General features: G+C 64.6%; 11 protein-coding genes. 2 read left to right on the top strand and 9 right to left on the bottom strand.

The genetic code is table 11. From position 1 onward, the window contains the following. Positions 1-127 precede the first annotated feature (127 nt). Together E4K64_RS04350 and ppk2 are read left to right on the top strand one after the other, a co-directional pair. Entirely contained in the window at positions 128-589 is a 462-nt protein-coding gene (locus E4K64_RS04350) for an Lrp/AsnC family transcriptional regulator (RefSeq protein WP_028177825.1), read from the top strand. A gap of 92 nt (positions 590-681) precedes the next feature. Then, positions 682-1,602: a polyphosphate kinase 2 gene (gene ppk2 / locus E4K64_RS04345; RefSeq protein ID WP_135162328.1), complete on the top strand. Its 921-nt coding sequence runs from the start codon at positions 682-684 to the stop codon at positions 1,600-1,602. Positions 1,603-1,722: 120 nt separating this feature from the next. Here ppk2 and E4K64_RS04340 read toward each other — a convergent pair whose 3' ends face one another. The 9 genes from E4K64_RS04340 to E4K64_RS04300 all read right to left on the bottom strand — a co-directional run bounded on the left by E4K64_RS04340 (position 1,723) and on the right by E4K64_RS04300 (position 13,059). Then, positions 1,723-2,802 (bottom strand): zinc-binding dehydrogenase, encoded by a 1,080-nt coding sequence (locus E4K64_RS04340; protein WP_135162327.1) that lies wholly within the window; start codon positions 2,800-2,802, stop codon positions 1,723-1,725. Positions 2,803-2,863: 61 nt separating this feature from the next. Continuing rightward, on the bottom strand, positions 2,864-3,805 hold the full coding sequence (locus tag E4K64_RS04335) for a DMT family transporter (protein ID WP_164718494.1): 942 nt from the start codon (positions 3,803-3,805) through the stop codon (positions 2,864-2,866). 189 nt (positions 3,806-3,994) lie between these two features. After that, positions 3,995-4,834 carry an aldo/keto reductase gene (locus E4K64_RS04330; RefSeq protein WP_135162326.1) on the bottom strand — a complete coding sequence of 280 codons (840 nt, stop codon included), beginning with the start codon at positions 4,832-4,834 and terminating at the stop codon, positions 3,995-3,997. A 42-nt stretch (positions 4,835-4,876) separates the two neighbouring features. Beyond that, positions 4,877-5,779 carry an SMP-30/gluconolactonase/LRE family protein gene (locus tag E4K64_RS04325; protein ID WP_135162545.1) on the bottom strand — a complete coding sequence of 301 codons (903 nt, stop codon included), beginning with the start codon at positions 5,777-5,779 and terminating at the stop codon, positions 4,877-4,879. Positions 5,780-6,035: 256 nt separating this feature from the next. Beyond that, complete coding sequence (locus E4K64_RS04320; RefSeq protein WP_135162325.1) at positions 6,036-8,738, bottom strand: nitrate reductase; 2,703 nt, start codon at positions 8,736-8,738, stop codon at positions 6,036-6,038. Between the two features lie 27 nt (positions 8,739-8,765). Next, on the bottom strand, positions 8,766-9,983 hold the full coding sequence (locus E4K64_RS04315; protein WP_135162324.1) for an NAD(P)/FAD-dependent oxidoreductase: 1,218 nt from the start codon (positions 9,981-9,983) through the stop codon (positions 8,766-8,768). A gap of 10 nt (positions 9,984-9,993) precedes the next feature. Further along, positions 9,994-10,422: a globin family protein gene (locus E4K64_RS04310; protein WP_126256520.1), complete on the bottom strand. Its 429-nt coding sequence runs from the start codon at positions 10,420-10,422 to the stop codon at positions 9,994-9,996. A 122-nt stretch (positions 10,423-10,544) separates the two neighbouring features. Next, on the bottom strand, positions 10,545-11,924 hold the full coding sequence (locus tag E4K64_RS04305; protein WP_135162323.1) for an MFS transporter: 1,380 nt from the start codon (positions 11,922-11,924) through the stop codon (positions 10,545-10,547). 340 nt (positions 11,925-12,264) lie between these two features. Then, positions 12,265-13,059, bottom strand: a complete 795-nt coding sequence (locus tag E4K64_RS04300; RefSeq protein ID WP_135162322.1) for an ABC transporter ATP-binding protein — start codon at positions 13,057-13,059, stop codon at positions 12,265-12,267. Between the last annotated feature and the right edge of the window lie 4 nt (positions 13,060-13,063).

The raw sequence follows: 13,063 nt of genomic DNA, 5'->3' as shown, positions 1-13,063 counted from the left end.
CTCCCGGAAACAGGTGGGCCGATGATACGCCCGCAGGCGGCGCCAAACTTCTCAATTTTTCGCGCCATACCGGCTGATATTGGGATATTTTACCAATCAGATGCCTCCTGACCCAGGTTCTATCCCAATGCCAGAACTCGACGCCATCGACCGCAAGATCCTCAGCCATCTCCAGAACGACAGCCGAATGACCATGCAGGAGCTCGCCGACAAGGTCGGACTCTCGGTCTCGCCCTGCCACCGCCGGGTCAAGCTGCTGGAGGAGCGCGGCGTGATCTCGCGCTACATCGCGACCGTGGACCAGAAGGCGCTGGGGCTGCATGTCAGCGTCTTCATCTCGATCAAGCTGGCGCGGCAGAAGGAGGAGGATCTCAACCGCTTCGCCCGCGCGATCTCGAAATGGGACGAGGTCCTGGAGTGCTATCTGATGACCGGCAACCGCGACTACCTGCTCCGCGTCGTCGCGGCCGACCTCGCCTCCTACGAGACCTTCCTGAAGACCAAGCTGACCCGCCTCGACGGCATCGCCTCGATCGAATCGAGCTTTGCGCTGAGCCAGGTGAAGTATTCGATCGCGCTGCCGGTGTGACGTGCGTCAGCGGGACCGCACGTTGTCACATGGTCGCAACAAACCCCGCCGATGGTCGTTGGTGACTGCTATCCGAGCCGAGAGAAGGACCCATGACCGCATCCGATCGCAAATCCCAGATCTCCAAGCGCGAGCGCATCATCCAGGAAATGGCCGACGATCTCGACGAGGAACTGGAGATGGAGCTGGATGACACCCGTCTCGACGAGTTCCTTGACGAGGCCGGAACGCTGAAACCGACGGTCGATCGCAGGCTCTATTTCCGGGAACTGCTTCGCCTCCAGGGCGAGCTCGTCAAGCTCCAGGACTGGGTGCAGAGCGAGAAGAAGAAGGTCGTGGTGCTGTTCGAGGGCCGCGACTCCGCCGGCAAGGGCGGCGTGATCAAGCGCATCACCCAGCGACTCAATCCCCGCATCTGCCGCGTCGCGGCGCTTCCGGCGCCAAACGAGCGCGAGCGCACGCAATGGTACTTCCAGCGCTACGTCGCGCACCTGCCGGCCGGCGGCGAGATCGTGCTGTTCGACCGTAGCTGGTACAACCGCGCCGGGGTCGAGCGCGTGATGGGCTTCTGCTCGGAGGACGAATATCAGGAGTTCTTCAAGTCGGTGCCGGAATTCGAGCGCATGCTGATCCGCTCCGGCATCATCCTGGTCAAGTACTGGTTCTCGATCACCGACGACGAGCAGCAGTTCCGCTTCACCATGCGCATCAAGGATCCCCTGAAGCAATGGAAGCTGAGCCCGATGGACGTCGAGTCCCGCAGTCGCTGGGAGGCGTACACCAAGGCCAAGGAGACGATGCTGGAGCACACGCATCTGCCGGATAGCCCATGGTGGATCGTCGATGCCGTGGACAAGAAGCGCGCCCGGCTCAACTGCATCGCACATCTATTGACTCAGATCCCGTACCAGGAGGTCGCGCGGCTTCCGGTGACTCTGCCGCCGCGCGTGCGCAACCCCGACTATCAACGAGGCCCGGTCCCGCCGGAGATGTACGTGCCGGCGAAATATTGACGAAGCGTTTCGTAGGGTGGGCAAAGCGTAGCGTGCCCACCATGACGAGCACGGCGTCTGAAGGTGGGCACGGCGCTTTGCGCCTTTGCCCACCCTACGGCACTAACTACGCAGCAGGAGTCACCGCCACGGCTGCACGATGATCTTGGTGTGCGCTTCGGGATTGGCGAGGTCGGCGAACGCCTTGGCGACGCCGTCGAGGCCGACCTCGGCCGTCACCATGGCGGCGGCGTCCACCTGCCCTTCGGCGATCAGGCGCAGTGACGCGGCGAACTCCTCCGGCGTGTAGCCGAGCACGTATTGGACGTTCAGCTCCTTCATAATGCCGAGCATCGGCTCGTTTCTGTCGCTCTCCATGCAGACGCCGACAACAACAATGCGTGCGTCACGCGGCGCGCCCTCGAACACCTGCTGCAGCAGGCCGGGCACGCCGACACATTCGAAAATGATCGCGGGCTTCAGCGCCGGCAGCATCGCTTGCAACGGCGGCCGTGCCGCTTTCTCCGCGTCCGACATCTGCGCGTGCTCGGCCCAGGTCGCATAGGGCTGCGACGCCCTGGGATCGACGACGATATCGGCGCCAAGCCTGGCTGCGAGCGCACGCCGTGCCGGCGAATAATCGGCGGCGACGATCGGATGCAGTCCCCTGAGCTTCAGCGCGGCGATCACCGCAAGCCCGACCGGGCCGCAGCCGATCACCAGCGGCACCTCGCCGCCACGGATATTGGCTTTCGCCACGGCGTGGACGCCGACGGCAAGCGGCTCGGTCAGCGCGGCGTGTTCCGGCGCCAGACCATTGGGCACTTCGAGCAGCAGCGCTTCGCTGAGCAGCATCGCCTCGGCATAGCCGCCAATATTGTCGTTGGAATAGCCGATGCCTTCGATCCCCCCGGGCGTGACCAGCGCCGGCAGCGAGCAGACGCGGGTGCCGGGCTTGAGTTTGCGTTCGGTGCCGGCGCCGTAGTCGACAATCTCGCAGCAGAACTCGTGGCCGAACACGACGTCGCGGGAGAGGTCCATCGGCCTGCGGCCGGTCTTCTGCGCCATCTCCACCATGCGATGGGCGTGCTGGCGCGCGTGCAGGTCGGAGCCGCAGATCCCGCAGGCGAGCGTCTTGACCAGCACCTGGCCGGTGCCGGGCCTGGGCTCGGCCATCTCGCCAACGACAATCTCACCGTTCCTGAAAATCGCAGCGCGCATCCGGCTCCTCCCCTTTTTGTTGGAGCCGTTGATAGCACGAAGCGGGACGCAGTGACTTGCGTCAGGGGTTCGGGGAACGCTCTTCCAAGACCAGCAATTGGGCCCGCCGGACGCGCTCGCGATGGGCGATGTAGAGGCCGCTGGCGACGATGAAGGCGGCACCGACGACGGTCCAGACGTCCGGGACTTCGCCGAAGATGAAGAAGCCCAAAATGCTGACCCAGAGCAGTTGCGTGTAGGAGAACGGCGCCAGCACCGAGGCATCGCCGTAGCGATAGGCCAGCACGATGATCCACTGGCCGACGGTCGAGGCAACACCGATCAAGATGCCGAGGCCGATTCCCGTCCAGCTCGGCGTGACCCAGACGAACGGCACCATCAGGGAAAGCATGGCAACGCCGGTCAGCGCGGAATAGGCCATGGTGGTGAGCACGGCCTCGCGGCCGCTCATCATGCGCGTCAGGATCAGCGCGGCAGCCCAGCAGAATGCCGAGATGATCGGAAAGAACGCGGCGGCATGAAATGCGCTCGTGCCCGGCCGCAGGATGATCAAGACGCCCGTCAGGCCGATCGCGGTCGCGATCCAGCGCCGCATGCCGACCTTCTCGCTCAGGAAGATGATCGACAGCGCGGTGACGAACAGCGGCGAGACGAATCCGGTGGCGGAAGCCTCCGCAATGGGAAGGAAGCTCAGGCCGGTGATGAAGAACAGCGAGGAGCCGAGCAGCGCGGCGCCGCGCATCAGCTGCAGGCCGAGCCGCTCGGTGCGCATCGCATGGAGCGGCGAGCCTGGCAGCATCACCGGCGTGAACATCAGGGCGAAGGTGACGAAGCGGATCCAGGTAATCTCGATCGACGGCAGGCTGGTGGAGAGATATTTCGCGGTGACGTCGGAAGTGCCGAGAAACACCGTCGACAACAGCACCAGCGCGATGCCCTTGAAGGGATGGTCGACGCGCGCGGGCGCGCGGCGGGCCTTCTGCTTCTTCTCCGGCACGGGCATGGGAATATTGTCGAGCCTTGCGGCTGCGGCAGGCGGCGGTGTCACGGCAGGAACCCGGGCAAAATGCGAATCGAGGGACGATTGTAAAAAACGCCAATTGCGCCGTGTTCACAACTTCCGAAAACAGGATGCCGATATGCGCGGGCCGCCCCGCGCGTCAATGCTCCGTTAATAATAGGCGTTTGTGCATTACAGCATGGGCAGGCTGCGCGGCTTCGGACCGCGCGGAAACGCCGCATCGAGCGCCCCAATCTCGTCTTTCGTCAGCACGAGGTCGCCGGCCGCCGCATTCTCGCCGGCATGTTCCGCCGATGACGCCTTCGGGATCGCGAACACCGTAGTCGCACGGGTGAGGAAGCTCAACGCGACCTGACGCGGCGTCGCGCGTCGCGCCTCTGCGATGCGCGCCAACACGGCGCCGCCCTTGCTGCGCGCATCCGGAAAATCATCGTGGCCGAACGGGGAATAGGCGACCACCGCGACGCCATGCTTCTCGCACCAGGGGATCACCGCATGCTCGATCGCGCGCTCCTTCAGATGATAAAGCACCTGATTGCAGGCGATCCGGCCCTTCCCGGAGACATCGAGAATCTCGTCGAGATCGTCGGCGTCGAAATTGGAGACACCCCAGGACTTGATCTTGCCTGCCTTCACCAGCTCCTCGAAGGCCTCCACTGTGTCCTGCAGCGGATAGGAACCGCGCCAGTGCAGGAGGTAGCAGTCGAGACGGTCGGTCTTGAGCCGCTTCAGCGAGCGCTCGCAGGCAGTGATGGTTCCGCGGCGCGAGGCATTGCTCGGCAGCACCTTGGAGACCAGGAACACCTCATCGCGACGTCCCGCGATGGCATCGGCAATGACGAGCTCCGCATCGCCATACATCTCGGCGGTATCGATATGCGTCATGCCGAGATCGAGCCCGCGCTGAAGCGCGGCAACCGCGCGCTTGCGGTCGCCGTGGTCAAGATACCAGGTGCCCTGCCCGATGACGGAGACGTTGGCGCCGGTTTGGCCGAAGGGTTTTGTGGTCATGCTCGCTCCGCTGTCGTCCTTCTCAGCCAACCGCTACCAAGCTCAGAGGTTCAATCCGCCGATGTCGGCGACCAGAATGCTGCCGGTCGACGACTCCGTGATATAGAGCCTGTCTTTCCTGGCGCCACCGATCGCGACGTTGGTGCAGTTCGGCCCCGCGCACGACTTGATCCGCGCGATCAACTCGCCGTTTGCCGCGAACACGAAGACATGGCCGAGCGAGGCGTGGCCGACGAACAAGCGGCCCTTCGCATCCATCGTCATGCCATCAGGACCGCTGGTGCCGAACAGCGAGCAGAAGCGACCGACCTTGGACACGCTGCCGTCCTTCATGAACGGCAGCCGCCATACCGCGTTGTCGCGCGTCATTGCCACGAACAGCACGGTCTCGGTTGGGTCGAGCACCAGGCCGTTGGGACTGATGCCGGTGTTGATCAGGCAATCGAGCCGGCCGTTCGATGCCAGCCGATAGACCCGGCCACTCGGGTCATGCAGGCCGGTCTGGCCCTGATCGGTGAAGAAGATATCGCCGTTGGAGGCCAGATGCAGATCGTTGCAGCCGCGAAACGATTCCGAATTGCGTGCGGTCAGGACCGGTGTCATGCGGCCGGCTTTGACATCGAGCTCCATGATGCCGTGCATGTAGTCGGCAACCAGAATGCGGCCGTCGGCGGCGATCTTCAGCCCGTTCGGCCATCCCTCGTATTCGATCACCAGCGACCACTCGCCATCAGGCGCGATGCGAAAGATGCGGCCGAAGGGAATGTCGACGATGTAGAGGTTGCCGTCCGTGTCGAAGGATGGCCCTTCGATGAAACTGTCGGTCGGCACATGTGGCCGGTTGGCATCGGCCCAATCGCTCCGCACCCCCTTGCGGCGGAACTTGTCAGGCATGGCGGAGAACAGCGTGGTTTCGATCGGCCGCGGTGGCGTTTCCAGGTACATCATTGTTGTTGCGACTGTTGAGAGAGCGCGCGGCAGCATAGGGCACTATCGAGGGCGCGTCGATTGGGACGGAGGCATACCGCTCTCGTATCCCGGACGCGCTGCAACGCGCAAGCGTTGCGGCGCAGAGCCGGGACCCAGAAAAGCCAAGCACTCCGCTGTTTGAATGGGCCCTGGCTCTGCAGCGCATCGTCGACGAGACGCTGCGCTGCGTCCGGGGCACGCGACCGCCTCGTCGTCTCGAGAGCGATCTCGCCTACCCCGCCGCGCCCGCGAGCTTGGCTTCTTTCACCGGCACGTCCGTCGTCGCAATCAGCCGCTTCAGCTCGGGGATGCAGGAGCCGCAATTGGTGCCGGCCTTGAGCTTGGCACCGATCTCGGCCGCCGTGCGCGCGCCGGCGGCGATGGTGTCGCAGATGGTGCCGCGGCCGACGCCGAAGCAGGCGCAGACGATCGGTCCGGTCGAGGCCGCCCCCTCCGTCGACTTGCCCGACAGCAGCATACGGCGCTGCTCGTCGGTGACGCGATCGGCCGCAAAGGCAGCTCTGACCACCTCCCAATCGCCGGCGTCGTGCGCGGGGCCGACGAACAGACAGGCCTCGATGCGATCTCCGGCGAACGAGGCGGCGCGATAGATACCGCCGCCAAAATCGCGATATTCGGCCACGTCCTCGCCGGCAACGCCATCGAGCCAGGCCGGCCAGCGCGACAGATCCGCGTTGTCGGCGAACAGATAGCCGAAGCCGCCGGCGACGGTGACGCGGGTCCACAACAGGTTTGACGGAAGGTCGAGCTGCTGTCGCGACAGCGCAAAGCCGCGGAAGACGAATTCATACGGCGCGATCGCGGCCGGCGTCGCCTTGGACTCGGGCTGTCCGGAGAACGGATCGGTGAAGGATTGCACCAGCGCGCCGACGCGGCCGTGCGAGGCATTCATCGCGCTCCAGTGGATCGGCACGAACAGGGTGCCGCGCTGCTGCCGTTCGCTCACCACGGCCTTCAGGATGCACTTGCCGTAATCGGTGGTGACGCGGGCATAGCTATCGTGGACGATGCCATACTTGCTGGCGTCATCGGGATGAATCTCGACGAAGGGCTCCGGCAAATGCGCGCCCAGCCGCTGGCTGAGGCCGGTGCGCGTCATGGTGTGCCACTGATCGCGGATGCGCCCGGTGTTGAGCCTGAGGGGGCGCGAGGGACCGGTCTCGCTGCGCAGCGACGGCACCTCCGGGGCAACGAAGCGGCCCTTGCCGTCATTGGTGAAGAAGCCGCCGCTCGCGAAGAAACGCTCTCCGGGCACGCCGCCTTCGCGCACCGGCCATTGCACCGGCTTCAAGGCGTCGAAGGCTTCGTCGGACAGCGAAGTCAGCGCGCCAATGTCGAAATCGCGGCTGCCGTCGTTCTCGAACGCCGAGAGCGCGGCATGCTCGCGGAAAATCTCGGCGGCGGATTTGAAGTTGAAACTGTCGCCGAAGCCGAGACGCTTTGCGGTCTCGCTCAGGATCCACCAATCGGGGCGCGCCTCGCCCGGCGCCGGCAGGAACGAGCGCTGGCGCGAGATGCGGCGTTCGGAATTGGTCACCGTGCCCGACTTCTCGCCCCAGGCCAGCGCCGGCAGCAGCACGTGCGGACCCGCCTCGACGGTGTCGTTGGACAGCACGTTCTCGGAGACCACGAACAACTCGAGCTTCTTCAACGCCTCGCGCACGAAATCCGCATCGGGCAGCGACACCGCGGGATTGGTGCCCATCACCCAGAGCGCCTTGACCTCACCGCGATTGATGGCCTCGAACAATTGTACCGCCTTCAGGCCCTCATGGGTGGCGATGCGCGGCGCCTTCCAGAACCGCCTGACACGATCGATGTCCGGCGGCGTGAAGCCCATGTGGGCGGCCAGCATATTGGCGAGGCCGCCGACCTCGCGGCCGCCCATCGCATTGGGCTGACCGGTGAGTGAGAACGGCGAGGCGCCCGGCTTGCCGATGCGCCCCGTCGCGAGATGGCAGTTCAGGATCGCGTTGACCTTGTCGGTGCCCTGCGCCGACTGGTTGACACCTTGCGAATAGAGCGTGACGACCTTCTCGGTGTCGCGGAACATCTTGAAGAAGGTGGCGACGTCCTGCTCGGACAGGCCGGTGGCAAGCGCCGTCGCACGGACGCTGCCGGCGATGCTCCGCGCGCGCGCCAGCGCGTCCTCGAATCCCGACGTATTGTTCGCGACGTAGTCCGTGTCCAACGCGCCATTGTCGACGAGATCAACGAACAGCCCCGAGAAGAGTGCCGTATCGGTGCCCGGCTTGAGGCCGAGAAACAAGTCGACGTCATCGGCGGTGTCGGTGCGGCGCGGATCGATCACGATCATCCGCGCGCCCCGCTCCCCACGGTTCTTCAGCATGCGCTGGAACAGCACCGGATGGCACCAGGCCGCATTCGAGCCGACGAAGACGAGCAGATCGGCCTGGTCGAGATCCTCGTAGCAGCCGGGCACGGTGTCGGCGCCGAAGGCGCGGCGATGGCCGGCGACCGAGGAGGACATGCAGAGCCGCGAATTGGTGTCGACGTTCGCCGTGCCGACAAAGCCCTTCATCAGCTTGTTGGCGACGTAATAGTCCTCGGTGAGGAGTTGGCCGGAGAGATAGAACGCGACCGCGTCGGCGCCGTCGCGGGCCACGATGTGCTGCATGCGATGGGCGACGTGATCGAGCGCATCGCTCCAGGCGACGCGTTCCAGCACGCCCTTGCAGCGGATCATCGGATAGAGTAGCCGGTCTTCCAGTCCGACGGTCTCGCCGAGCGCCGAGCCCTTGGAGCAGAGCCGGCCGAAATTGGCGGGATGATCAGGATCGCCCGCGATCGCCGCGCCACCATTGCCGTCGGGCGTCGCCAGCACGCCGCAACCGACGCCGCAATAGGGACAGGTCGTCTTGGTGGCGCGGAGCGAGGGATCGATTGCCGTCATGTCGAACTGCCTTGTCAAGCTGGCCGGTCACGCCGCCTTGGAGGGACGCGCGAGCGCGCGGCCGAACATCATGTCGGTGCGGATCGCCGCCACCTTGTCGCCATTGCGGATCAGCTCGAGATACCACAGCGCATCGACGTTATCGCCGATCAGCACCGCACCGGTGAGCCGGCCGTCCGCGATCACAAGCTTCTTGTAGGTGCCGCGCCTGCGGTCGGTCAGCACCAGGCTCTCGCTGCCCTCCCCGCCCATGAAGTCGCCGGCGGAGAACACGCTGACGCCGGAGACCTTGAGGTTGGTCGAGACCACGCTGCCCTGATAGGCGGCGGGCCGGCCGGCCAGGTGCCGCGCCAGCACCCGCGCCTGCTCATAGGCGGGCTCGACCAGGCCGTAGCAGGTGCCGCGATGCTCGGCACACTCGCCGAGCGCGAAAATGTCGGAGGAGGAGGTCTGCATCACGTCGTTGACGACGACGCCGCGGTTGACGGCGATCCCCGCCTCTTTTGCCAGCGCGACGTTCGGCTTGATGCCGGCGGCGAAGATCACGGCGTCGGCCTCGATACGGCTGCCATCGGCAAGCTCGACGGCCTCGACATGTCCATCGCCATGGATGCGGGCGGTCGAGGCGTTGAGCAGGATGCGGATGCCCTTGCGCTCGACCAGCGTCTTGAGCAGATCGGCGGCCGGCCCATCGAGCTGGCGCTCCATCAGCCGGTCCATCAGATGCAGCAGCGTCACCGGCGCGCCCGCCTTGGCGAGGCCGTAGGCTGCTTCGAGTCCGAGCAGGCCGCCGCCGACCACGACGACGCGCTTCCTGGCCGCGGCCAGCGTCAGCAAAAGGTCGACGTCGCGCGTATCGCGAAAGGTGTGCACGCCGGCGAGATCGGCACCTGGCAGGTTGAGCCGCAGCGGCGTCGAGCCGGTGGCGAGCACGAGCTTGGAATATTCCATGCTCTCCTCGCCTTCGATCTTCAGCTCGCGGCGACCGACATCGATTTCGGTGACGCGATAGCCGTAGCGCACGGTGACGCCGCGATGGCGCCACCAGTCCGCCGGCCGGAGCTCGATCTCGTGCGAACCGGTCTCGCCGGCCAGCACCGATGAGAGCAGCACGCGGTTGTAAGCGAGCCGCGGCTCCTCGCCGATAACGGCGACCGCGTAGCGGCCGAGCGAGGTCTTGGCGAGCTCGTCGACCAGACGCGCGGCCGCCATACCGTTACCGACGATGACCAGCGGTTCACTCACGAGACATCTCCTATTCGGCGGCCTGCGGCTGTGCGCCGTAGGCCTCGGACATCATGTAGCCGGACAGCACGCCGTAGGCGTCGGTCCAGGCCTTTGCCAGTTCGGGCGTCCAGGCTTCGCCAAGACCCTTCTCCAGCGTCCACAGCAGGGTCGCGCCGACCACCGGATAGTGCTCAGCCACCGCACCGTAGGCGACGTGGCGCTTGGCGAGCGCGGAGGCCGCGGGAAGAATCGAGTCCAGATTCGACAGCCCGCCGACGACGGCGGCGAGCATGCCCATCAGCTTCTTGCGCTGCTCGGTCATGTCCTCGGGAAACATCGCGCGCACGGACGGCGCCACCTCGAACAGACGATCGTAGAATAGCACCGCGGCCTGCTCCGATATCGGCGCGACCTTGGCGAAGCTCTGCTGAATGAGGGCGATCTGTTCTGGCGTCATGATGTTCTCCTGTCTGTTTCGGTCTGCCTTCGTCCGCGCCGTTGCGGAAAAAGTTCATGGATCAAACGTCATCAGAGGGACTTCTCCCCGCGTACGGGGAGAAGCGAGATTTGTACCAAGTGCTACACGCGAGCCTCGGCGAGGCTTGGCGCGCCTTCACCCTGCGGGCTGCGACGCAGGTAGAACCACCAGGTCAGAGCGAGGCAGGAGGCGTAGAACGCCAGATAGATCGCAAGCGCGAGCTGCGGGCCGCCGGTCAAGGCGATCGACTTGCCGAAGCCGCTGGGGATCAGATAGCCGCCGACCGCACCGACCGCGCCGATGAAACCGACCGCCGCGCCGCTTTCGATGCTCGCGGTCTTCAAGGCGGCCGCGCGCTCCGCTTCGCCCTTGCCGCGCACCTTGAACAGGTTCTGCTCGCGGAAGATCGAAGGGATCATGCGGTAGGTCGAGCCGTTGCCGATGCCCGTCGTCACGAACAGGATCAGGAACATCGACAGGAAGCCGATGAAGTCCTTCTGTCCGACGAAGTAGAGCACGCCGACGGTGGCCGCTGTCATCAGGATGAAGTTCCAGAAGGTGATGATGGAGCCCCCGACCTTGTCGGCGAGCCAGCCGCCGAAGGGACGCGACAGCGAGCCGACCAGCGGCCCGAGGAACGCGATCGAGATCGAGATCGACGGGAATTGCGTCTTGATCAGCAGCGGAAACGCCGCGGAATAGCCGATGAAGGAGCCGAACGTGCCGATATAGAGGTACGCCATGATCCAAGTGTGCTTGCGCTTGACGATCGCGAGCTGGTTCTTCACCGACGATTTCGCGGTGGTGAGGTTGTTCATGAAGAACACCGCGCCGAGCACCGCGATCGCGATCGGCAGCACCCACATCAGGCCGGCATTCTGGAGGAAGATGCCATCGACGGGCGTTGCCTGATACAGGTTGAAGACCGCCAGCGTCATCAGGATCGGGGTCAGGAGCTGCACGCTCGAGACGCCGATATTGCCGCCGGCCGCATTCAGGCCGAGCGCCCACCCCTTCATCCTATCGGGGAAGAAGAAGGAGATATTGGTCATGCTGGAGGCGAAATTGCCGCCGCCAAGACCCGCGGTCGAGGCGATCAGCAGCATCAGCCAGAACGGCGTGTCGGGCTGGCTCACGAAATAGGCCAGCGACAAGGTCGGAATGAACAGGATCGCCGCACTGAAGATGGTCCAGTTGCGGCCGCCGAACGTCGTCACTGCGAATGTATAGGGAAAGCGCATCAATGCGCCGATCAGGCCCGGCACCGCGACCAGCTGGAACAGCTGGTCGGTGGTGTAGTGGAAGCCGGCCTGCGGCAGCTTGGTGGTGACGATGCTCCAGATCAGCCAGACCGAGAAGCCGATATGCTCGGCCACGATCGACCAGATCAGGTTGCGTCGCGCGATGGTCTTGCCAGTCGCGTTCCAGAACGCCTCGTCTTCGGGGCGCCAGTCAAAAATCCAAGTGGGACTCTTCGTCATTGCATATCCCTTCCAGGCTCACCGCTGCGTCGTTGCAGGCTCAGCCTCCGGCCACGGAGGCGCGCTCCGAGGCTTCACCCCCGGTGGCGAGTTCACGATGCTTATTGATGATGTTGAGGGACGTCGTCGTTGGCGTCGCGCAAAGACGTTTCAATTTCCGTGCCAGTTGCGCGCACGCTGGAAACACAGGGATTTCAGAACGTTATTCGTGTTGCCCGAATCTTTCGCAGGGCTTTTTCGCACGCTAAATTTGCGATTCGCTCAATCCTTGTGCGACGCACAAGGATTGAGCTTGATGTCGATTAATTGGGCGCGCGCATCGCTCGCGTTAACTTCTGATTTAAGCGGCCTCGACGAAGCGATGTCGCTCGTAGAGGAATTCGAGCACGCGCTGGCGACACTTCAAATAGGTGGCGTTGGTGGCAAGCTCGAGCCGCTTGCGCGGCCGCGACAGCGGCACCTCCAGCACCTCGCCGATGCGCGCGCTCGGCCCGTTCGTCATCATCACGATGCGGTCGGACAAAAGCACGGCCTCGTCGACGTCGTGGGTGATCATCAGGATGGTGTTGCCGAGCTTCTGATGCAGCGCCATCACCGAGTCCTGCAAGTGCGCGCGGGTCAGCGCGTCGAGCGCGCCGAACGGCTCATCCAGCAGCAAAACCTTCGGCTCCATCGCCAGCGCCCGGGCGATACCGACGCGCTGTTTCATGCCGCCTGAGATCTCGGACGGGCGCTTGTCTCTGGCGTGGGCCATCTGCACCAGGTTGAGATTGTGCATCACCCAGGCGTCGCGCTCGGCGCGGGACTTGGTCCTGGCGAAGACCTTGTCGACGCCGAGCCTGACGTTCTCGTAGACGGTGAGCCACGGCAACAGGCTGTGGTTCTGGAACACCACAGCGCGGTCGGGCCCCGGCGAGTTGACCTCGCGGTTCTCCAGCAGCACGCCGCCCGTGGTGGCGCCGGTCAGACCTGCGATGATGTTGAGCAAGGTCGACTTGCCGCAGCCGGAATGGCCGATGATCGAGACGTATTCGCCCTTCTCGATGGTGAGGTTGATATCCTTCAGCACCTCGGTCGTGGCGGCACCGCGGGTAAAGATCTTGTCGATGTGGTCGAGCTTCAGATATGCGGTCATGGGC

Origin of the sequence: Bradyrhizobium frederickii (assembly GCF_004570865.1) — a bacterium.
Taxonomy (GTDB): Bacteria; Pseudomonadota; Alphaproteobacteria; order Rhizobiales; family Xanthobacteraceae; genus Bradyrhizobium; species Bradyrhizobium frederickii.
Note: the sequence above shows the minus strand (reverse complement) of the source record. Positions and strands in the feature narration are given on the sequence as shown.